Below are 18358 nucleotides of genomic sequence, written 5' to 3'. Positions count from 1 at the left end.
CGGGCGCCGAATGGCGGTCGGGGCCGGTTGCGCCTGCGCCGGGCGCGCAACAGGCCGGGCGTTGCCGCCCGGCCTGCATCGTCTCGCCTCTCCGTCGGAGCGGGGAGATTATTCTTCGGCCGGAGCGGCAGCCTTGGCAGCCTTTTCCTCGGCGCGCTTCTTCGCCTTGTCGCCCGGCTCGGCCTTCTTCATGTTCTTGCGCTCGGTCTTGGCGACGACGCCGGCGGCTTCCAGGAAGCGCGCAACGCGGTCGGTCGCCTGGGCGCCCTTGGCGAGCCAGAACTGAACGCGCTCGATGTCCATCTTCACGCGATCTTCCGAGTCCTTGGCGAGCAGCGGGTTGTAGGTGCCCAGCTTCTCGAGGAAGCGGCCGTCGCGCGGCATCCGCGAATCGGTCGCGACGATCGCGTAGTGGGGACGCTTCTTCGAACCGCCGCGGGCGAGCCGGATCTTCATAGCCATGATGTTTCTCCTGTGATGGCTGGTGGGGGAACCCTTTGCGGGGCGCCCTTATTTCTGAAAGGTCTCGTGATTGCGGATCACTTCCGAAATCACGAAGTTGAGGAACTTGCGGGCGAACTCGGGATCGAGGTCGGCCTCTTTCGCCAGAGCTTCGAGGCGCTCGATCTGCTGCGCCTCGCGGCTGGGGTCGGCGGGGGGAAGGTCGTGTTCGGCCTTCAGACGTCCGACGGACTGGGTATGCTTGAAGCGCTCGGCCAGGGTGAACACGAGGATCGCGTCCAGCCGGTCGATCGAGGCGCGGTGCTCTTTCAGCAGGGCAGCGGCGCGGGCGACGACGTCTTCGGTCATGCGGCCATCTCCTTCAGCTGTTCGGGCGACAGATGCCGCCAGACTTCCATCGGGCCATGACGCTCATGGGTGAAGCCGCCCTCGCGGACCGCGCCCATGCGCCGCGCGACACCGGCCGAGGCCAGGTTCGCCGGTTTGATCAGGCTGATGATCGTCTTCATGCCGAGCGTGCCATAGGCGAAACCGCGGGTGGCGAGCGCCGCCTCGGTCGCGTAGCCGCGGCCTTCGAAGCCCTCGAACAGGTCCCAGCCGATTTCCGCCTCGGGCCAGCCTTCGGGGTTGAAGATGCCGACCATGCCGGCGGTCGCGCCGGTGGCCTTTTCCTCGACCGTCCAGCGGCCGTAGCCGCGCAGAACCCAATGCCCGATCTCCAGACCGAGCTGGCGCCAGGCGAGTTCATGCGACATCGGCCCGCCGACGAAGGAGGACCGCTCCGAATCGTAGAAACCGTAGAGCGCCGGCAGGTCGCGCGCCGCGGGGGCGCGCAGGATCAGACGCTCGGTCTCGATCACCGGAATGTCGATGGCGCCGATGGTCATTTCTTGCGCCCCAGACCCAGACCCGACAGCCCCGAGGGCAGCGACAGACCGCCCATGCCCGGCAGGCCCTGCATCCCCTTCATCTGACCGATGGCCTTGGTGGCCTCGGCCATCGCGGCGGGATCGACCTGACCGGCCTCGGGCAGACCGCCCATCTTGCCCTGCATCGCGGCCATCGCCTGCTTCAGCATCCCACCCTTGCCCATCTTGCCGAGCTTCTTCATCGTGTCGGCCATCTGGCGGTGCATCTTCAGCAGCTTGTTCAGCTCGGCCACGTCGAGGCCGGCACCGGCGGCGATACGCTTCTTGCGGCTGGCCTGCAGAAGCTCGGGGTTGGCCCGTTCCTTCTTGGTCATCGAGTTGATCAGCGCGATCTGATGCCGGATCGAACGGTCGTCGAAGCCCGCCTGTTCGGCCGCCTTCGCCATCTTGCCCATGCCCGGCATCATCGACATGACGCCCTGCATGCCCCCCATCTTCAGCATCTGGTCGAGCTGGGCCTTCATGTCGTTGAGGTTGAACAGCCCCTTGGAGAACCGGCGCACCATGCGCTCGGCCTGTTCCTTCTCGAAGACTTCCTGCGCCTTCTCGACGAGGGCGACGATGTCGCCCATGCCGAGGATGCGGCCGGCGATGCGCTCGGCCTCGAAGGTTTCGAGGGCGTCCATCTTCTCGCCCAGACCGACGAAGCGGATGGGCTTGCCGGTGGTGGCGCGCATCGACAGCGCCGCGCCGCCGCGGCCGTCGCCGTCCATCCGGGTCAGCACCACGCCGGAGATACCGACCTTGGCATCGAATTCCTCGGCCACCTCGACGGCGACCTGACCGGTCAGGCCGTCGACGACCAGCAGCGTTTCGCGCGGCGAGACGGCATCGCGGACCTGCGCGACCTCGTCCATCAGCACGGCGTCGATCTGCAGACGGCCCGCGGTGTCGAGGATGTAGACGTCATACCCGCCGAGGGTCGCCATCTGCTTCGCGCGCCTGGCGATCTGCACCGCGCTCTCGCCCGCGACGATCGGCAGCGTGTCGACGCCGACCTGCGTGCCGAGGATCGCCAGCTGTTCCATCGCCGCCGGCCGGTAGATGTCGAGCGAGGCGAGCAGGACGCGCTTCTTCTCGCGCTCCTTCAGACGGCGGGCGAGCTTCGCGGCGGTGGTGGTCTTGCCCGAGCCCTGCAGACCGACCATCAGGATCGGCGCGGGCGGGTTGTCGATCTTCAGCGTGCCGGGGTCGTCCTCGCCCGCCAGCATCTGCACCAGAGCGTCATGGACGATCTTGATGACCTGCTGACCGGGGGTGACCGATTTGGTCACGCGCGCGCCGGTGGCCTCGGCCTCGACCTTCTTGACGAACTCGCGCACCACCGGCAGCGAGACGTCGGCTTCCAGCAGGGCGGTGCGCACTTCGCGCATCGCGGTGCGCACGTCATCGGCCGAAAGCGCGCCCTGTTTGGTCAGGCGCTCGAACACGCCGCCAAGACGTTCGGAGAGATTCTCGAACATGGCCACCTCCATGCGCCGGCGGAAACCGGCAAGACAAACGACAAGCGCACCAGTGGGCGCGACGCGCTGACTGGTGGCGATCCCCGCCTCATGCGGGGACCGGAGGATGCTGACCTCCGGGGGAATCTGGGCTCACTTAACGAAAAAGCCCCCCGGAGTCAACCGAGGGGCCTTCTCATCCGCGTTGTCCCGGCCCGTGACGGAAAGGCGGGCCGGGAGGGGGCGGATTACAGACGGGCGATCTGCTCGTCGGCGCGGGCGAGCGCGGCCTCTTCACCCATCGCGACGCCTTCGGCGGCGATCACGGTGACGTCGGTGACGCCGACGAAGCCCAGCACCTGACGGATGTAGGGGGTGGCGAGGTCATAGGACGAGCCGGCCGGAACGCCGCCCGAGGCATAGGCCACATAGACCTTCTTCGCCGGAACCAGACCTTCCGGGCCGGCCTCGGTGTAGCGGAAGGTCTCGCCGACGCGGCAGATCAGATCGAACCAGGTCTTCAGCGGGCCGGTGATGCCGAAGTTGTAGACGCCGGTGCCGATGATGACGGCGTCAGCCGACTTCAGCTCGGCGATCAGCGCGTCCGAGGTCGCGAGCGCGGCCTTCTGCTCGGCGGTGCGGTTTTCGGCCGGGGTGTAGGCCGCGCCGAGCCAAGCGCCGTCGATCGGCGTCAGCGCCGAGGCGTCGCGCTCGGTCACGTCGCCGCCGAGCTTGGCCGCGATCTTCTTCGCGACCTTCTTCGAGACCGACATGTCGCCCTTGATGGAACCGTTGATGTAAAGGATCTTGCTCATTTCAGAACTCCGGGTTGAGGATGTGGCTGAAAATCTTGCCTTGTCTGTCCCGATGCAATCGTCATGATTGCGCATGACCTGTTGGCGGACGCACAGATGAACTTCGATAACTGGGACGAGATCCGGACGGCTTACCAGGTGGCGCGCGTGGGCACCGTCTCCGGCGCGGCCGAGGTGCTGGGCGTGCACCATGCGACGGTGATCCGTCATGTCGACTCGCTCGAGGCGCGGCTTGGCACCAAGCTGTTCCAGCGCCACCCGCGCGGCTACACGCCGACCGAGGCGGGGCTTCAGCTTCTGTCGGTCGGGCAGGCGACGGAGGATCAGTTCAACCAGCTTGCCGCGCGCATTGCGGGGGCCGGAGAAGAGGTCAGCGGCGAGCTGGTCATCACCTCGCTGCCGGGGCTGTCGGGGCTGGTGATGCCGGCGCTCTCCGAGCTGATGCGCGAGCATCCCGGGCTGGAGATCCGCTATCTCACCGATCCGCGGGTGTTCCGTCTGGAATATGGCGAGGCCCATGTCGCGGTGCGCGCGGGCTCTCGCCCGACGGAGCCCGACAACGTGGTCCAGCCGCTCGCCATCAATGCCGCGGCCCTTTACGCCGCGCCGTCCTACATCGAGCGTTACGGACGCCCCTCGGGGCCGGACGATCTGCGCGGGCATCGCTTCGTCGGCACCGATACCCGTGACAGCCGGGCGCCCTATTATCGCTGGCTCACTGCGAATCTGCCGCCCGAATCGGTGGTATTTCGCGCCAACGATCCCGAAAGCGTGCTGGCGGCGACGCGGGCGGGTGTCGGGCTGGGCTTTCAGCCGGTGATCGAGGCGCGCCATGATCCGCAGCTGGTCGAGGTTCTGGGGCCGCGGCCCGAGTGGGAATCGACGCTGTGGCTGGTGACCCATATCGACCTGCACCGCACCCACAAGGTGCAGGCGGCGCTGAAGGCGCTGAAGGCGGTCGCGGCGCAATGCGAGTCGTTGCGCGTGCCGCTGCCCGAGTGACCCGCCGCCCGGCCTGACGATCTTTCCGACATGAAAACGGCGGCCGAAGGGCCGCCGTTTTGCATTCGTCCATGAAGTCGTGCGTCCGTGAGGTCGGGGGCAGGCGTCAGGCCGCTTCCGAGGGATCGCGGGCCGCTTCGAGTTCCACGGTCCAGCGTTCGAGGATGGCATCATGCAGCTGCATCACCGCGGCCGGGGCGTATTCCGTCGGAACCCCCATGATCCGCCCGCGCGAGGGCAGCGAGGTCCAGCGCAGGATCGCCGGCGCCACCACCATCGGCACGCCCACCGGCAGCAGCCACAGCATCAGACCCGGCGCGAAGGCCCAAGTCGCCGCAAGGCCCACGACGCCGATCGCCACGATCCACCACGAAGCCGAGAGCGACTCGCCCCAGCCGAGCGTGCCGTCGCCGCGGTTGTTGGTCGGCCAGCCGCCGTCCCGGCCCATCAGCACCTGCATCACCGAACGCGTGGCATACATCAGGAAGATCGGCGCGGTGATCGAGGACAGGACCAGCTCGGACAGTGTCGACACGAACCCCATCCCGGCCCCGCCAAAGCCCTTCGCCCGCCCGTTCAGCCCGGCCTGCGCCGCGATCAGGATCTTCGGCAGCAGCAGCAGAACGAAGATGCCGATGAACAGACCGATGGCTTTCGAGGCCTCGGACGGCGGGAAATAGGGGAAGGGCCAGTTCGGTTCCGGGAAATAGTTGGTCGGCGGCGCCAGCAGCGGCGCCGCGATCGAGGCGAGGATGAACCCCAGCCAGAACAGCGGCGAGATATAGGCCATGATGCCCTGCGCGAAGACGAACCGCGACCAGGCCTTCAGCCCCGGCGCGCCGATGATGCGCGAGTGCTGCAGGTTGCCTTGGCACCAGCGCCGGTCGCGCTTGGCGTGATCGACGAGGTTCTCGGGGCCTTCCTCGAAGCTGCCCTCGAGGTCGTCGTCGAGGCGCACCATCCAGTTGTGCTTGGCGAGCATGGCGGCCTCGACATAGTCGTGGCTCATCACATGGCCGCCGAAGGGCGGGTTGCCGCGCAGCGGCGGCAGGCCGCAGGAGCTGGCGAAGGCGCGCACCCGAACGATGGCGTTGTGGCCCCAGAACGGGCCGGTCTTGCCCTGCATCATCGCCAGACCGCGCGCGAAGACCGGCGAGAAGAACGAGGCCGAGAACTGCATCGCCCGCCCGAAGCGCGAGCGCGCCCGGATCACCTTCGGCAGGGTCTGGATCAGCCCCATGCGCGGCTTCGCCTCCATCCGGCGGATCAGCGCGAGGATCGTCTGACCTTCCATCAGGCTGTCAGCGTCGAGGATCACGGCGTAATCGTAGGCGGCGCCCGAGCGCTTGAAGAAATCCTCGATGTTGCCGGCCTTCTTGCCGGTGTTGTTCTCGCGCCGGCGATAGAAGAACCGGCCGAGCCCGTCGCAATCGAGCACCAGATGCTTGAACATCGTCAGCTCGCGCCGGGCGACGGTCTCGTTGCGGGTGTCGGAGAGAATGGCGAAATGCACCGTCGCCGGATCGTGCGTAGCCTTGAGCGAGGCATCCATCGCCGCCAGCCGCGAGAAGGTGGCAAGAGGGTCCTCGTTGTAGACCGGCATCAGGATCACGGTGCGTCCGGCGATGGGCTTGAGCGGATCGTAGCGCGGCGCGCGCGGCCGCGAAGTCAGCCCGATCAGCGCCTGCACCGCGCCCCAGGCCAGCCACAGCGTCGAGATCAGGATCAAGAGCGCCCGGATCACGTCGAGTGCATCGAGCCCGTCGGCATCGCCGAACTGCAGAAACAGCACGAAGGCGCCGAGGCCGGCGATCAGCGACAGCGCGATGGCGAACAGACGCAGGAAGGCAAGACCCAGAAGACGGATTTGGCGCATGGCCATGACCTCACAGGCCGTTGCCCGCCGAGGGGGCGGCGGGCGGACGCGGCAGGATGCGCAGGCTGGCCGCGAGGCGTGCGATCAGGCTGCGGGCGGGTTCGATCACCTGTTCGGGCATCGGCATCGGGGCATCGGGCAGCGCCCCCGGGCCGGCCGCCAGATCGGCGGGCGACATGTCGCGCACCTTGGCGGCGCGCTCCTCGGGGGTGCGGGGGATGTCGGGGGCGGGCGCTTCACCCTGACGGACGTCGGTCATGCGGGCATCCATTGATAAAGCCAGGTCTCGCTGAGCTTGCGGTTGAAGCCGGCGATATGGACGGACAGCTCGACGAGCGCGCCCTTCTCGGGTTTGAAGTCGATCACCGCCCGCCAGACGCCGTTCTGTTCGACCTTGTGCAGCACCTGGGTGACGATCTCGGCCTTGGTCGCGGTGGCGACAATGCTCAGCCCGTCGACGGCATCGGCCGGCAGATCGGCGATGAGCCCGCCGGCGAAGTCGATGACGAACTTGCGCGTGCCATCGGTGTTCGGCCCGCCCGAGACGCCGCCGATCCCGCCGCTGCTGGCGACCACATGGGCGCGTTCGTCGCGCGGGTCGGGGGGCAGGTCGCCCCAGACCAGACGATAGCCGATTTCCAGCGTGTCGCCGGCCTTCGCGGGCTTTTCCGGCACCCAGAAGGCGACGATGTTGTCGTTGACCTCGTATTGCGAGGGGATCTCGACCAGACGGATCATGCCCTTGCCCCAGCCGCTCAGCGGCTCGACCCGGCACGAGGGGCGACGCTCGTAAAGCGCTTCGGGATCGTCGTAGTCGGAATACTTGCGGTCGCGCTGATAGAGGCCGAAGGATTTCGGCGCCTGTTCGACGAAATAGCTCGAGGCGAGGCGGGCGGGGTTGGCCAGCGCGCGCCACAGGATATCGCCGTCGGCGCGGGTGATGCCGAGCCCGTCGCTGTCATGCACCCGCGGGCGATAGTCGTCGTATCCCGCGCGGTTGCGGTCGCCATAGAGGAACATCGAGGTCAGCGGCGCCACGCCGAGCTGCTGCACGTCCGAGCGGAAGAACAGCCGCGCGGTGACGTCCATCTTCGTCTCTGCGCCCGGGGTGATGACGAACTGATAGGCGCCGGTCAGCGAGGCGCTTTCCATGGCCGCCCAGACCGTGATGGTGTTCTGGCCGGGTTGCGGGCGGCTGATCCAGAACCGGGTGAAGCGGGGGAATTCCTCGGCCACCGGCATTCCGGTGTTGATCGCCAGCCCGCGCGCCGACAGGCCATAGGCGGAATCGCGGCCGAGCGCGCGGAAATAGGACGCGCCCTGGAAGGCGACCAGCTCGTCGAACACATCGGGGCGGTTCAGCGGCGTGTGCAGCCGGAAGCCGGCCACGCCCGGCAGGGCGACATGCTCGGGGACGATGGTGCGGGCCTGACGCTCGTAAGTGAAATCGTCGGTGTCGAAGCCCATCTGCCGGGCCTGCCCGTCGGCGACCTCGTAAAGCAGGACGGGTTCCTTGAACAGCCAGCCCAGGTGGAAGGCCTGCAGCCGGAAGCGACTGTCCTGGATGTCCTGGAACCGCGCCTGCGACGGGGTGAAGCGGATCAGCTTGTAATCGTCGTAATTGAGCTGGCTCAGGAAGCTGTCGGGCAGCTTGTGGACCTGCGCCTCGGCATCGGCGGCGTGACGCATTTCCTCGGACAGCGCGTCATAGCTGAACGGCTGGCCGGGATCCGCGGGGGCTGCGGCCGGGGCGGCGTCCTGCGCCAGCACCGGGCCGGCAAGGCCTGCGCCCGCCAGCACCGCAACGCCGGAAAGCGTGCCGAGAAGGTGGCGCCGGGTCAACGAACGGGGATGAGCTTCACGACGGGCGTTCATCTATTTTCCAAGCGATCTCATATAGTTCATCTTGGCCCGTTTTTCGCGGTCCAGCAATTGCCAAATCCTTACGCATAGTGCCCGCTAACTTGCAAGAGAGCTTTGTGGCACGGCCCGTGCAAAGCCCGCCGCTGCGGCACGGATGCAGCGCCTTTCGCCTGTTGTTGCGGCAGGATTTCGCCGGTGCCCGGGCGGGGGTGTGCCGATGCGGACGCCGGTGTGCGGGCGGGTGTCGGGGCGCTCCGGGGCTGTTCCTCGGCGCGGTGCGGCGCTAAAGCGGAACGAGGTGAATCTCGCGGGGGGCGTGGACGATGGCGGATCTGGATCTGACGGGGCATTGGGCGGGGCTGGTCTCGCTCGGGATCTTTCTCGTCGCCTATGTGCTGGTGATCTTCGAGGAAGCCGTGCACATGCGCAAATCGAAGCCGGTGATGCTGGCTGCGGGGCTGATCTGGGCGCTTCTGGGCGTCAGCTACGTCGCCGCCGGTCAGGCCGAGCTTCTCAACGCCCATGCCCGCGAGATGATCGAGGAATACGGCGAGCTGTTCCTGTTCCTGCTGGTCGCCATCACCTACGTCAACACGATGGAAGAGCGGCGGGTCTTCGCGGTGCTGCGCAGCTGGCTCGTGGGTCGCGGACTGAGTTACCGGCAGCTTTACTGGCTGACCGGGGCGCTGGCCTTCTGCCTCGCGGGGCTGCTCGACAATCTGACGACGGCGCTGGTGATCGGGGCGGTGGTGCTGGCGCTCGCCGGTGCCGAGAAGCGCTTCGCGGTCATTTCCTGCGTGTCGATCGTCGTCGCCTCCAATGCGGGCGGCGCGTTCTCGCCGTTCGGTAACATCACCACGCTGATGGTGTGGCAGAAGGGCAAGCTCGAACTGTTCGAGTTCTTCGACCTGTTCCTGCCGGCGCTGGTGAACTGGGTTGTTCCGGCGCTGCTGATGTATTTCGCGCTGCCCAAAACCCGCCCCGAGGCCAGCGGCGGCACCGTCACTGCAAAACCCGGCGCGCTTGGCGTGGTGGTGCTGTTCCTCGCCACGGTGGCGACGGCGGCGGTGTTCAAGAACGTGCTGCACCTGCCGCCGGCGATGGGGATGATGCTGGGCCTCGGTTATCTGTCGATGTTCACCTATGTGCTGACGATGCGCGGCGCGCGCCGGCACAGCCCGACGATGACCCTCGACGGGCTGAAGCAGGTGGCGCGGGTCGAATGGGACACGCTGCTGTTCTTCTTCGGCATCCTGTTCGCGGTCGGCGGGCTGGGCGCGTTCGGCTATCTCGCGCTCGCCTCGCACTGGCTTTACGGCGGCTTCGGCGCCACGGTGGCGAATGTCGCGGTGGGGGTGCTGTCGGCCATCGTCGACAATATCCCGCTGATGTATGCGGTGCTCCTGATGGACCCCTCGATGTCGCCGGGCGAATGGCAGCTGATCACCCTGACCTGCGGGGTGGGCGGGTCTCTCCTGTCGATCGGCTCGGCCGCCGGCGTCGCGCTGATGGGACAGGCGCGTGGCACCTATACTTTCATGAGCCACATGAAATGGAGCTGGGCCGTGGGCGTGGGCTATGTCGCCTCGATCCTTGTGCAGCTGACGCTGAACGGGCGGTTCTTCTGAACCTTTCCCGCCCCGGGCGGGCACGCCGCGTCCCGGCTTGCCCGCCCGGGGCTTCCCGATCATGATGCCGTGATCGCCGCCCGCCGGCCCAGCTGACCGAGACCCGTCATGACCACCGTTTCCCCCTCCGGCTCCACCCTTGCCGAAGCCGAGGATTTCCTCGCCCGTCACCCCGAGATTGAGTCCTTCGACATCGTGCTGACCGATGCGAACGGCATCGGCCGCGGCAAGATCATCCGCCGGCACGAGCTGACGGGCCTCTATACCTCGGGCCGGCATCTGCCGATCTCGATCATGGGCCTCGACATCGTGGGCGAGGATGTGCACGAGACCGGGCTGATCTGGGATCAGGGCGATGGCGACATGCGCGCCTGGCCGGTGCCGGGGACGCTCAAGCCGCTGCATGGCACGAACCCGCCGCGCGGCGAACTGCTGATGAGCATGTATCACCTCGACGGGGCCGAGATGACCTCGGATCCGCGCCATGCGCTGTCGCGTCAGGTCCGCGCCATGGCGGCCGAGGGGCTGCATCCCGCGGGCGCGTTCGAGCTCGAATTCTTCCTGCTCGACCCCGATACCAGTCATGGCGTGCGCCCGGCGGCCGCGGTGCTCGACGGGCGCCGCTCCGACTGGACCGAGGTCTATTCCGTCGATCATCTGCACGGGATGGAGCCCCTGTTCTCCGACATCTACCGCGCCGCCGCCTTGCAGGACATCCGCGCCGAGACGGTGATCTCGGAATACGCCCCCGGCCAGTACGAGCTGACGCTGCATTACCGCACCGACGTGATGCAGGCGGCCGACGATCTGATCCGGCTGAAGCGCATCGTGCGGATGCAGGCGCGCCGGCATGGCGTCACCGCCTGTTTCATGGCCAAGCCGATCGAGAAATACGCGGGCTCTGGGATGCACTTCCACGTCAGCCTCGCCGACGGGCGCGGTCGCAACCTGTTCGCCGAGGCGGTCGAGGGCCAGTGGACCGACACCATCCGCCACGCCATCGGCGGGATGCGCCGCACGATGGGCGAATCGATGCTGGTCTTCGCGCCGCACGCGAATTCCTGGCGCCGCTTCGCCAATCAAAGCTATGCGCCGGTCTCGCCCTCCTGGGGGGTGAACAACCGCTCGGTCGCGCTGCGCATCCCGGCGGGCGACGTCGCCGCGCGCCGGATCGAGCATCGCCCCTCGGGCGTCGACGCCAACCCCTATCTGGTCGCGGCGACGATCCTCGCCGGTCTGCGCCTCGGCCTCTCCGAGCAGATCGACCCCGGCCCCGAGACGGTGGGCAACGGCTATGACGCCCGCCCCGATCTGCCGATCCCCGGCGACTGGCGCGAGGCGATCCGCGCCGCGAAGGATTCGGCGTTCCTGAAGGATGCGCTCGGCGCCGACATGCACCGCACCTTCACCGCGATCAAGGCGGCGGAATACGAGCGCGTGGCGCGCTGGATCGCCGACGTCGATTACGCGCTCTACCTTCACAACGTCTGAGAAAAGCGAACCCCTTTCTCTTTCGGCTTTCCCCAAATATCCCGGGGGAGGCTTCGCGCAGCGAAGGCGGGGGCAGAGCCCCCCGCGCGCTCTCCGCCAGGGCAACACTGCAAAAAAGAACGGGGAGCCCGCAGGCCCCCCGTCAAACGTTCCGCAAGATCGCCGTCAGGCTCAGATCAGCCCGGCGTGGCGCATGGCCTCGTCGATCTTCGCCTTGGTGGTCTCGCTCAGCTCGGTCAGCGGCAGCCGCACCTCGGCCGAGCACAGGCCGAGCTTCGACATCGCGTATTTCGCCCCCGACACGCCGGGTTCGAGGAAGATCGCGATATGCAGCGGCATCAGCTTGTCCTGATATTCGACGGCCTTCGCGTAATCGCCGGCCAGCGTCGCCGCCTGCATTTCCGCGCACAGCTTCGGTGCCACGTTCGCGGTGACCGAGATGCAGCCCACGCCGCCCATCGCGTTGAAGCCGACGGCCGTCGCATCCTCGCCCGAGAGCTGGATGAAATCCGCACCGCAGGTCATGCGCTGCTTGGCCACGCGGCTCAGATCGCCGGTCGCGTCTTTCACCCCGACGATGCGCGGCAGCTTCGCCAGCTCGCCCATCGTCTCGGGGATCATGTCGACGACCGAACGGCCGGGGATGTTGTAGATCACGATCGGCAGGGTCGAGGCGTCATGCACCGCGGTGAAATGCGCGATCATGCCGCGCTGGGTCGGCTTGTTGTAATAGGGCGTGACGACCAGCGCCGCATCCGCGCCCGCGGCCTCGGCGTGACGGATCAGGTCGATACCCTCGGCGGTCGAGTTCGAGCCCGCGCCCGCGATCACCTTCAGCCGCCCGGCGGAGGCCTTCACGACCTCTTCGATGACGCGGTTGTGCTCTTCGTGGCTCAGCGTCGGGCTCTCGCCCGTGGTGCCCACCGGCACCACCCCGTCCGAGCCCTGCTCGACATGCCAGTCGATCAGTTTTTTCAGCGTGTCCAGATCCAGCTCGCCGTTCTTGAACGGCGTGACGAGGGCGGGAAACGACCCTTTGAACATGACACGCTCCTGAAGTTTGCGGGCGGATTCGCCCGGTTGATGATGCGCGGGACCATAGGCGAGGCCCTGCACCTTCACAACTTGTGAATTGCGCCCGGACGGGCCTTACTGCAACAAGGCCGAAACACCGAGCAGTGCAGATGACCCGTTTGATCGTTCCCGCGGCCCTCGTGGCCGTAACCTTAGGATATGCCGTGCCCGCGGGCGCGCAGCAGGCGGGTGCGGCGGGGACAGAGGCCGCACCCGTGCCCGAAGTTCACGCCCCGATCCCGGTCGGGGTCGGTCCCGACGCCGCGGTCCCCGATCCGGCCGAGGCGCAGCGCGTCGCCGATCTGGCGTTGCGCCGCGCGCTCACGCTCGCCGCGCGCGGCGACTGGGTGTTCGCGCAGGCCGAGGGCGAGGCCGCGGGCGATATCGGGGCCGATGTGATCGACTGGATGCGGCTGCGCGCCGGCCAGGGCAGTTTCGCTGACGACCGCGATTTCGTGTCGCGTCATCCCGACTGGCCCGGCGTCGAGCTGGTCCGCCGGCGTGCCGAGGACAAGCTGGCCAGCGTTCCTCCGGCCGAGGTGATCGCCTGGTTCGCCCGCACCCGGCCGATGTCGCCGGGCGGCGCGGTCGCGCTGATCGCCGCGCTTGACGCGACCGGGCAGGGCGCCGAGGCCGACCGCACCGCCCGCGAGATCTGGCGCACGATGAGTTTTTCGGTCAGTCAGCAGGATACGTTTCTGGCCGCTTACGGCGCGCGCGTCGCCGCCGATCATGCAGCGCGGCTGCGCATTCTGCTCGACCGTGGCGATCTCGATCAGGCGGGGCGGATGCTCGGCCTCGTCGATACCGATCTGCGCACGCTGGCTGCGGCGCGGATCGCGCTCGCCCGTCGGGCGCCGGGCGTCGATGCGCTGGTGCTCGCGGTGCCGGCCGGGTTGCAGGCCGATCCGGGGCTGATGCGGGACCGGGCGCTGTGGCGCTGGCGCATGGGGCAGGAGGACGGCGCAGCCGATCTGGTGCTGCAGGCCTCGGACGACGCCGAAAGCCTTGGCGATCCGTCGGCCTGGGCGGGATTGCGCGGTCAGCTCGCCCGCTTTTCCCTGCGCAAGGGCGATGCCGCGACGGCTTACAAACTCGCCGCGCGCCACCGGATGGAGCCGGGCGGCGAGGATTGGGCCGATCTCGAATGGCTGGCGGGGTATGCGGCGCTGAAGCTTGGCGACGGGCCGACGGCGCTCGCGCATTTCGAGCGGCTGGTCGCCAATGTCAAAAGCCCGATCAGCGCGGCGCGCGCGGCCTACTGGCAGGGGCGGGCGCTTGCCGACCTCGGTCTGCCGGTCGAGGCGAAGGCCGCCTGGCGGCGCGGTGCCGCCTGGCAGACGGCGTTTTACGGGCTGCTGTGCGCCGAGAAGGCGGGGCTGCCGCTCGATCCGGAATTCCTCTGGCCGCCGTCGCTGCCCGACTGGCACGGGGCGCCTTTCGTCACCTCGTCACTGTTTCGCGCCGCCGATGCGCTTTACCGCGTCGATGCCGGCGATCAGGCGCGCCGCTTCGTGATGCAGATCGCGCTGACGCGGGGCGACGACCGGATCCCGGCTCTGGCCGCCATGGCCGAGGAGCGCGGCGACGCGAAGCTCGCTCTGATGCTGGCGAAGCGTGCGGCGCTTTCGGGCGAGGTTCTGGTGCGGCCCTATTATCCGCTCCCGGATCTGCCGACCGGCGATCTCGCCGTGCCCGAGGAGCTGGCCCTGTCGATCGCCCGGCGCGAGAGCGAGTTCGACCCGGCCGCGGTCAGCCAGGTCGGCGCGCTCGGTCTGATGCAGCTGATGCCGACCACAGCGCAGCTGATGGCCCCCGAGGTCGGCGAGACCTTCGACCGGACACGGCTGACCCAGGACCCGGCTTACAACATCCGGCTGGGCAGTGCCTATCTGGCGCGGTTGCGCGCCGAATTCGGCACCTCGCCGGTTCTGGTGGCGGTGGGCTACAACGCCGGCCCGGCGCGGGCGCGTGCCTGGATCGCGCAGATGGGCGATCCGCGCCTGCCTGAAACCGATATCGTCGACTGGATCGAGATGATCCCTTATGCCGAGACCCGCAATTACGTCATGCGCGTGGCGGAAAGTCTGCCGGTCTATCGCGCGCGCCTCGGCATCGACGTGCCGGGCCCGCTGCGCTTCACCGAGGAGCTGCGCGGCAGCCCGCCGGTCTCGCCTCCGGAACCCGAGGCCGCGACGCCTCCCGCAGACAGTCCGGCAACCGACGGCCCGGAGTCCGCGCCCGCGCCCGCGGATGCTGCACCGCCTGTCGTCCCGCCCGGTGCCGGCCCGTCTGCGGCTCCGGCGCCCTGAGCGGAGGACGGCACGGCGTTCAGCCGTGCTTCATCTGCATTCGGGCGCGCCAGATGGTGAACAGCCCGGCGCCCGACGTCAGCGCCGCGCCCACCGCCACGTTCAGATGCAGCACATCGCCGAAGACGATCATCCCCACCGCGGCGCTGAACACCAGCTGCAGATAAGCGATGGGCTGCAGGCTCGAGGCCTCGGCCAGCTCATAGGCGCGGATCATCATGCCGTGGCCAAGGATGCCCAGAAGGCTCAGCACCGTCATCCAGATCCAGTCGGAGCCGGTCATCGGCTGCCAGTGCCAGATCCCGATCAGCGTGGCGGTGACCGCGCCGGCGATGCCGGTCCAGAAGAACGACACCGCCGCATCGTCGCCGCGCGCGACATAGCGTGTCATCACCCCGTAGATGGCAAAGGCGAACGCCCCCGCGAGCGGCATCAGCGCATAGGGCGAGAACACCCCGAACCCGGGCCTGAGGATGATCAGCACGCCGAGGAAGCCCACTCCGATCGCCGCCCACCGCCGCCAGCCGAAGCGTTCTCCCAGCACCGGCACGGACAGTGCGGCGATCATCAGCGGATAGCTGATGAAGATCGCCTGCGCGTCGACCAGTCCCAGAAACACGAAGGACTGGATGGTGATGTCGATCTCCAGAACCAGCAGCACGCCGCGCAGGATCTGCAGGACCGGATAACGCGGGCGCAGCATCCGCTGCATCTCGCCCGGTCTGCGCAGCGCCAGCAAGATCACGAAGGCCGCGAAGAACCAGTAGCGGATCATCACCACCAGAAAGACGTTGTAGGTCCCCGCCAGATGGCGCGAGAACCCGTCCTGCGAGGCGAAGACCAGCGTCGTCAGCGCCATGATCGCGACGCCGAGTTTCTGGTTCTGTGGGGTCATTTGAGGGATCCTCGGCTCATGTGGCGCTTGCCGGCGAAGCCGGGGGTGCGGGTGACGTCGAAACCGGCCGCATCGAGGGCACGGCGAATGGCGCCGGCGGCGCTGTAGGTGGCGAAACTGCCGCCCGGTCTGGTGTGGCGGGCGAGCTCGGCCATCAGGCCGGGTTCCCACAGTTCGGGGTTCTTCGCGGGCGAGAAGCCGTCGAGGAACCAGGCGTCGGCCGCCCCGGACCAGCGGGGCAGGGTCTCGCGCGCATCGCCCCGGACGATCTCGGCTTCGATGCGCCCGAGGGTGAACCGCGTCGTGCCTTCGCTCAGCGCCTGCAACAACGGTTCGGCGGCGGAGAGCGCCTCGGGGAAGGCGCTCAGCGCGCGGCGGGCTTCATCGGCCGACATCGGATAGGCCTCGAAGCTCGTGAAGCTCACGGGGCCGGGCAGGGCGAGCTGCCCGGCGAGAAGGGACAGCGCGATCAGGTTCAGCCCGGTGCCGAAGCCGAGTTCCGCCACCGCGAAGCCGGGGTGCAACCGTTCGGGCAGATCGTTGCCGGCAAGGAAGACATGACGCGCCTCGTCCAGCCCGCCCGCGAGGCTGAAATACGGATCGTCGAACCGCGTCGAGACCGGCGTGGTGTCATCGCGCCATGTCAGCGCGGCCAGGCTCTGGTCAGGGGAGGTCATCGCGGTTAGTCCGGGGGCAGAGTCAGCTGCGAGTTAGGCGAAAGGTGCGTCACATGGCAAGTGGGGATCGGGTGACCATCCGCGGCGGCGGCATCTTCGGCCTCGCCTGTGCCTATGAAATGGCCCGTCGCGGCGCACGGGTGCAGGTGATCGAGCCGCGCGCTCCGGGTGCCGGTGCCTCGGGCGGCACGGTCGGCGCGCTCGCCCCCCATGTGCCGGGCGAGTGGAGCGAGAAGAAACGCTTCCAGTTCGACAGCCTGATGCAGGCGGAAGGCTTCTGGGCCGGGGTGCAGGCGGTCTCGGGTCAGGATCCGGGCTATGCGCGGCTCGGCCGGTTGCAACCCGTCGCGGACGAGCGCGCCGCGGCGCTGGCGGAAAAGCGCGGGGCGGCGGCGCGGGCCTGCTGGGGCGAGGCGGCGGTCTGGCAGCTGCGTGAGGCATCGGATTTCCCTCATGCCCCGGTCTCGCCCACCGGCCTCGTGCTGTTCGACAGCCTCAGCGCCCGGATCGCGCCGCGCCGCGCCTGCGCCGCCCTTGCCGGGGCCATCGTCGCGCTGGGCGGAAGCGTCGTGCCGGACGGCCCCGAAGACGGCGCGGTCCTGCACGCCACCGGCTGGCAGGGCCTCGAAGACCTGTCGCGAGCCTTCGGCCGCTTCATCGGCCATGGCGAGAAGGGGCAATCGGCGCTCCTCGCCTGCGCCGCACCGGATTCCCCGCAGGTCTACGGCAACGGCGTTCATGTCGTGCCCCATGCCGACGGCACCACCGCCATCGGCTCCACGACAGAACGCGATTACGACGATCCCGCAAGCACGGACACTCAGCTCGACGACCTGATCGCCCGCGCCCGTGCGCTCTGCCCCTGGCTCGGGAACGCTCCGGTTATCGACCGCTGGGCCTCGGCCCGGCCGAGGAGCGTCACCCGCGGCCCGCTGCTCGGCCGCTTTCCGGGGCGCGAGGGGCATTTCATCGCGAATGGCGGGTTCAAGATCGGCTTCGGCCTCGCCCCGAAGATCGCCGCGGTCATGGCGGACCTGATCCTCGACGGCCATGATGCCATCCCCGAGGACTTCCGCTTCGCCGCGGCTCTCAAAGATCCGGCCTGAGCCCGCATCCCTTTCGATTCGCTGAAAATATCCCGGGGTGAGGGCCTGCAAGGCCCGAGGGGCAGAGCCCCTCTCTTACCGTCGGTTCATCGATCACCAGCGCCCGAGAGCATCCTCGTCGCTGTCCTTCGCCGCGACCCAGCTCTCGCCGTCCGCGCCGACTTCCTTCTTCCAGAACGGTGCGCGCGATTTCAGCCAGTCCATCAGATATTCCGCCGCCTCGAAGGCGGCCTGACGGTGGCGGGCGGCGGTGGCGACCATCATGATCGGCTCGCCGATGGCCAGCCGCCCGTGACGGTGGATCACCAGAACGTCGCTCAGCCCGAACCGCTCCGCCGCGGCGCGGGCATAGTCCGCGATCACCGCCTCGGTCATGCCGGGGTAATGCTCGATCTCGAGCGCCTGCATCCGCCCGGTGTCGTCGCGCACGATGCCGGTGAAGGTCACCACGGCGCCGGTCGTGGGGCCGGTGCCGAAACCCGCCATTTCGGCCGCCGGGTCGAACCGGTCGGGCTGGACCGAGACGCGCATCTAGCCCCCCGTCATCGGCGGGAAGAACGCCACCTCGCGCACACCCGCAAGCGGCGCGTCGAAATCCGACAGCTTGCGGTCGAGCGCCACGCGCAGCGCCGAAGGGTCGGCGAAGGCCGCGCCATAGCGCGGCTCGCGCGCGCTCAGCTCGGCGATCAGGGCGCGGGGAGTGGCGGCCGCGGTCGTCACGCTTTCGCGCGGCAGCCCGATGCGCTCGCGCACCCAGGCGAAATAGACGACCTCGATCCGGGCCGG

General features: G+C 68.3%; 18 protein-coding genes. 5 read left to right on the top strand and 13 right to left on the bottom strand.

Going from position 1 to position 18358, the window contains the following annotated elements:
• Positions 1-108: 108 nt before the first annotated feature.
• The 5 genes from rpsP to CG50_RS13385 form a co-directional block, all read right to left on the bottom strand.
• Positions 109-462: a 30S ribosomal protein S16 gene (gene rpsP, locus CG50_RS13405; RefSeq protein ID WP_036639358.1), complete on the bottom strand. Its 354-nt coding sequence runs from the start codon at positions 460-462 to the stop codon at positions 109-111.
• 48 nt (positions 463-510) lie between these two features.
• Positions 511-810 (bottom strand): chorismate mutase, encoded by a 300-nt coding sequence (locus CG50_RS13400; RefSeq protein ID WP_036639356.1) that lies wholly within the window; start codon positions 808-810, stop codon positions 511-513.
• Positions 807-1349 carry a GNAT family N-acetyltransferase gene (locus tag CG50_RS13395; RefSeq protein ID WP_036639354.1) on the bottom strand — a complete coding sequence of 181 codons (543 nt, stop codon included), beginning with the start codon at positions 1347-1349 and terminating at the stop codon, positions 807-809. The genes CG50_RS13400 and CG50_RS13395 overlap by 4 nt, the downstream gene beginning before the upstream one ends.
• Complete coding sequence (gene ffh, locus CG50_RS13390; protein WP_036639412.1) at positions 1346-2854, bottom strand: signal recognition particle protein; 1509 nt, start codon at positions 2852-2854, stop codon at positions 1346-1348. The genes CG50_RS13395 and ffh overlap by 4 nt, the downstream gene beginning before the upstream one ends.
• 227 nt (positions 2855-3081) lie before the next feature.
• Positions 3082-3648, bottom strand: coding sequence for an FMN-dependent NADH-azoreductase (locus tag CG50_RS13385; RefSeq protein WP_036639352.1), 567 nt, complete (start codon positions 3646-3648; stop codon positions 3082-3084).
• Between the two features lie 96 nt (positions 3649-3744).
• Between CG50_RS13385 and CG50_RS13380 the strand changes: the two genes are divergently transcribed.
• On the top strand, positions 3745-4650 hold the full coding sequence (locus tag CG50_RS13380) for a LysR family transcriptional regulator (protein ID WP_036639411.1): 906 nt from the start codon (positions 3745-3747) through the stop codon (positions 4648-4650).
• Positions 4651-4756: 106 nt separating this feature from the next.
• Here CG50_RS13380 and mdoH read toward each other — a convergent pair whose 3' ends face one another.
• From mdoH to CG50_RS13365, 3 genes are read right to left on the bottom strand one after another with little or no spacing between them, the layout of a single operon-like run.
• A complete protein-coding gene (gene mdoH / locus CG50_RS13375; protein ID WP_051910002.1) occupies positions 4757-6526 on the bottom strand; it encodes a glucans biosynthesis glucosyltransferase MdoH in 1770 nt (589 codons plus the stop codon).
• 10 nt (positions 6527-6536) lie between these two features.
• Positions 6537-6785 carry a hypothetical protein gene (locus CG50_RS13370; RefSeq protein WP_152559530.1) on the bottom strand — a complete coding sequence of 83 codons (249 nt, stop codon included), beginning with the start codon at positions 6783-6785 and terminating at the stop codon, positions 6537-6539.
• On the bottom strand, positions 6782-8401 hold the full coding sequence (locus tag CG50_RS13365) for a glucan biosynthesis protein (RefSeq protein ID WP_036639347.1): 1620 nt from the start codon (positions 8399-8401) through the stop codon (positions 6782-6784). Before CG50_RS13365 ends, CG50_RS13370 begins: the two co-directional genes overlap by 4 nt.
• 311 nt (positions 8402-8712) lie before the next feature.
• Here CG50_RS13365 and nhaD point away from each other — a divergent pair, with 311 nt between their 5' ends.
• On the top strand, positions 8713-10017 hold the full coding sequence (gene nhaD, locus CG50_RS13360; RefSeq protein WP_036639344.1) for a sodium:proton antiporter NhaD: 1305 nt from the start codon (positions 8713-8715) through the stop codon (positions 10015-10017).
• Between the two features lie 108 nt (positions 10018-10125).
• Positions 10126-11508, top strand: coding sequence for a glutamine synthetase family protein (locus tag CG50_RS13355; RefSeq protein ID WP_036639342.1), 1383 nt, complete (start codon positions 10126-10128; stop codon positions 11506-11508).
• Positions 11509-11679: 171 nt separating this feature from the next.
• Here the strand turns inward: CG50_RS13355 and dapA are convergent, their stop codons facing one another.
• On the bottom strand, positions 11680-12552 hold the full coding sequence (dapA, locus tag CG50_RS13350; protein ID WP_036639406.1) for a 4-hydroxy-tetrahydrodipicolinate synthase: 873 nt from the start codon (positions 12550-12552) through the stop codon (positions 11680-11682).
• Between the two features lie 140 nt (positions 12553-12692).
• Between dapA and CG50_RS13345 the strand changes: the two genes are divergently transcribed.
• Positions 12693-14894, top strand: a complete 2202-nt coding sequence (locus tag CG50_RS13345) for a lytic transglycosylase domain-containing protein (RefSeq protein ID WP_152559529.1) — start codon at positions 12693-12695, stop codon at positions 14892-14894.
• Positions 14895-14913: 19 nt separating this feature from the next.
• On the opposite strand, the gene CG50_RS13340 is transcribed toward CG50_RS13345, so the two are convergent.
• Both CG50_RS13340 and mnmD read right to left on the bottom strand, forming a co-directional pair.
• Positions 14914-15789, bottom strand: a complete 876-nt coding sequence (locus CG50_RS13340; protein ID WP_036639340.1) for a DMT family transporter — start codon at positions 15787-15789, stop codon at positions 14914-14916.
• A complete protein-coding gene (gene mnmD, locus CG50_RS13335; protein WP_036639338.1) occupies positions 15786-16466 on the bottom strand; it encodes a tRNA (5-methylaminomethyl-2-thiouridine)(34)-methyltransferase MnmD in 681 nt (226 codons plus the stop codon). Before mnmD ends, CG50_RS13340 begins: the two co-directional genes overlap by 4 nt.
• A gap of 53 nt (positions 16467-16519) precedes the next feature.
• Here mnmD and CG50_RS13330 point away from each other — a divergent pair, with 53 nt between their 5' ends.
• The gene (locus CG50_RS13330; protein WP_036639336.1) at positions 16520-17572 is read left to right on the top strand and encodes an NAD(P)/FAD-dependent oxidoreductase; all 1053 of its coding nucleotides are present in this window, start codon (positions 16520-16522) and stop codon (positions 17570-17572) included.
• Positions 17573-17665: 93 nt separating this feature from the next.
• On the opposite strand, the gene CG50_RS13325 is transcribed toward CG50_RS13330, so the two are convergent.
• Positions 17666-18103 carry a molybdenum cofactor biosynthesis protein MoaE gene (locus tag CG50_RS13325; protein ID WP_036639334.1) on the bottom strand — a complete coding sequence of 146 codons (438 nt, stop codon included), beginning with the start codon at positions 18101-18103 and terminating at the stop codon, positions 17666-17668.
• Complete coding sequence (moaD, locus tag CG50_RS13320; protein WP_036639402.1) at positions 18104-18349, bottom strand: molybdopterin converting factor subunit 1; 246 nt, start codon at positions 18347-18349, stop codon at positions 18104-18106.
• Between the last annotated feature and the right edge of the window lie 9 nt (positions 18350-18358).

It is taken from the genome of Paenirhodobacter enshiensis, from assembly GCF_000740785.1.
Lineage (GTDB): Bacteria > Pseudomonadota > Alphaproteobacteria > Rhodobacterales > Rhodobacteraceae > Rhodobacter > Rhodobacter enshiensis.
Note: the sequence above shows the minus strand (reverse complement) of the source record. Positions and strands in the feature narration are given on the sequence as shown.

What these genes read in the sequence shown, in the direction of transcription:
- rpsP (WP_036639358.1), bottom strand. Translation starts at nt 462, where the DNA reads ATGGCTATGAAGATCCGGCTCGCCCGCGGCGGTTCGAAGAAGCGTCCC.
- CG50_RS13400 (WP_036639356.1), bottom strand. Translation starts at nt 810, where the DNA reads ATGACCGAAGACGTCGTCGCCCGCGCCGCTGCCCTGCTGAAAGAGCAC.
- CG50_RS13395 (WP_036639354.1), bottom strand. Translation starts at nt 1,349, where the DNA reads ATGACCATCGGCGCCATCGACATTCCGGTGATCGAGACCGAGCGTCTG.
- ffh (WP_036639412.1), bottom strand. Translation starts at nt 2,854, where the DNA reads ATGTTCGAGAATCTCTCCGAACGTCTTGGCGGCGTGTTCGAGCGCCTG.
- CG50_RS13385 (WP_036639352.1), bottom strand. Translation starts at nt 3,648, where the DNA reads ATGAGCAAGATCCTTTACATCAACGGTTCCATCAAGGGCGACATGTCG.
- CG50_RS13380 (WP_036639411.1), top strand. Translation starts at nt 3,745, where the DNA reads ATGAACTTCGATAACTGGGACGAGATCCGGACGGCTTACCAGGTGGCG.
- mdoH (WP_051910002.1), bottom strand. Translation starts at nt 6,526, where the DNA reads ATGCGCCAAATCCGTCTTCTGGGTCTTGCCTTCCTGCGTCTGTTCGCC.
- CG50_RS13370 (WP_152559530.1), bottom strand. Translation starts at nt 6,785, where the DNA reads ATGACCGACGTCCGTCAGGGTGAAGCGCCCGCCCCCGACATCCCCCGC.
- CG50_RS13365 (WP_036639347.1), bottom strand. Translation starts at nt 8,401, where the DNA reads ATGAACGCCCGTCGTGAAGCTCATCCCCGTTCGTTGACCCGGCGCCAC.
- nhaD (WP_036639344.1), top strand. Translation starts at nt 8,713, where the DNA reads ATGGCGGATCTGGATCTGACGGGGCATTGGGCGGGGCTGGTCTCGCTC.
- CG50_RS13355 (WP_036639342.1), top strand. Translation starts at nt 10,126, where the DNA reads ATGACCACCGTTTCCCCCTCCGGCTCCACCCTTGCCGAAGCCGAGGAT.
- dapA (WP_036639406.1), bottom strand. Translation starts at nt 12,552, where the DNA reads ATGTTCAAAGGGTCGTTTCCCGCCCTCGTCACGCCGTTCAAGAACGGC.
- CG50_RS13345 (WP_152559529.1), top strand. Translation starts at nt 12,693, where the DNA reads ATGACCCGTTTGATCGTTCCCGCGGCCCTCGTGGCCGTAACCTTAGGA.
- CG50_RS13340 (WP_036639340.1), bottom strand. Translation starts at nt 15,789, where the DNA reads ATGACCCCACAGAACCAGAAACTCGGCGTCGCGATCATGGCGCTGACG.
- mnmD (WP_036639338.1), bottom strand. Translation starts at nt 16,466, where the DNA reads ATGACCTCCCCTGACCAGAGCCTGGCCGCGCTGACATGGCGCGATGAC.
- CG50_RS13330 (WP_036639336.1), top strand. Translation starts at nt 16,520, where the DNA reads ATGGCAAGTGGGGATCGGGTGACCATCCGCGGCGGCGGCATCTTCGGC.
- CG50_RS13325 (WP_036639334.1), bottom strand. Translation starts at nt 18,103, where the DNA reads ATGCGCGTCTCGGTCCAGCCCGACCGGTTCGACCCGGCGGCCGAAATG.